The 1,649-nt window shown below is 43.4% G+C and carries 1 protein-coding gene; it reads right to left on the reverse strand.

What is annotated here, in order from left to right:
- Window positions 1-158: 158 nt before the first annotated feature.
- Window positions 159-1,502, reverse strand: a complete 1,344-nt coding sequence (locus B7X71_RS16520; protein WP_293601536.1) for a cytochrome ubiquinol oxidase subunit I — start codon at window positions 1,500-1,502, stop codon at window positions 159-161.
- Window positions 1,503-1,649 lie beyond the last annotated feature (147 nt).

The raw sequence follows: 1,649 nt of genomic DNA on the forward strand, positions 1-1,649 counted from the left end.
ATGTCTTTATCATGGTCTGTTGCACGATTGAGCAGCATTCCAATTCCTAAGTCGTAACCATCCAGAACCACATAAGACAGCATGGCAAATCCCATGGCGACAAAGAAAAATAGTGGGAGCCAGACAGATGCTTGGGTATAGTCAATTGAGGTCATAACTTAAGTCCTAAAAAGACTCCACGAAGTTTCAGATTGCTTTTCAACTTGAGTTTTGGGGCTTTCTTTATCGTCAGCCTGACGAGCCAGATAGAAAACTACCCAAATGTAAGCGCACAATAAACCCACATAAAGAGCCAAATAGGCAAATAGAGTTGAAAAGACCATACCGGTAGGCAAAGTTGTAGCAGCTTGAGCAGTGGTAAGCACTCCAGTCACTAAATAAGGTTGTCGTCCAATTTCAGTTACATACCAACCGGCTAAGACGGCAACCCAGCCTGAAAAGGTCATCAGCACCAAGCCTTTGGCTATTAACTTTGGTAGAGGCCGATTTTGACGCATCTGCCAACGCCCCAGCCATGAAAATAAGAGCATTAATACACCAACGCCAACCATCACTCTAAAAGCAAAAAATACTGGGGCAACAGGCGGAATCTTGTCTCCGAAATCATTTAATCCCTTGACCTCGCCATCCCAACTATGGGTTAAGTAAAAAGACGCCAACTTAGGAATGCTGATCTCATAGTCGTTGGTACGAGTTTGTTTATTGGGTATCCCAAAGATCACTGCAGGCACACCAGTACCGCCATTCCAAATTCCCTCCATAGCAGCTAGCTTTGCAGGTTGATGATGAAGGGTATTTAGGCCATGTAGATCTCCAAGCATAATTTGAATAGGCGTTAAAACCATGGCAGCAGTTAGCGCCATTTTCATCACCATTAAATTGGCTTCCGAGCGGCTATTGCGTAAGTAGCGGTAAGCAGAGATTCCAGCCAAGAAAAACGAGACAGTCAAAAATGAAGCTAGCATCATATGGCCAAGGCGATAAGGCATCGATGGATTAAAGACGATAGCTATCCAATCAACGGCATGCGCCCTGCCATCAATCATGGTGAAACCCTGCGGGGTTTGCATCCACGAATTTAAGGCAATAATCCAAAAAGCTGACAGGCTGGTACCAAAAGCCACTAAAAAGGTAGCTAATGTATGCACTCGTTGCGAAACACGCTTTGCACCAAATAGCATGACACCTAAGAAAGTTGCCTCAAGGAAAAAGGCTGTTAAGACTTCATAGGCTAATAATGGACCGGCAATATTGCCAACTGTCTCCATGTACCCGGGCCAGTTTGTTCCAAACTGAAAACTCATCGTGATACCACTCACGACACCCAATGCAAATGTTAAGGCAAATATTTTGATCCAGAACTGATATGCCTCTTTCCAGCAATCTAATCCAGTTCTATTGTGTTGAATCTTGAAATAAAAGAGGAACCAGCCTAAGGCAATCGAAATAGTCGGAAACAAAATATGGAAAGAAATATTTGCCCCAAATTGGATTCTGCTCATAATAAGTGTGTCCAACATCCCATTACCCCTCGTTTTTAATGTACCTTTTTATTATCCTCTTTACTCCCATGGAGTGCTGAACAGGCTTCATAGCCATGCCATGTGATTGACAGTTAAGACAATGCGAGCGTCAAACCTCAATAAAGT

The sequence above is a fragment of the Polynucleobacter sp. 39-46-10 genome (assembly GCF_002282275.1).

Excerpts from the sequence above, each read along its gene's own strand:
- B7X71_RS16520 (WP_293601536.1), bottom strand. The coding sequence starts at position 1,502 with ATGAGCAGAATCCAATTTGGGGCAAATATTTCTTTCCATATTTTGTTT.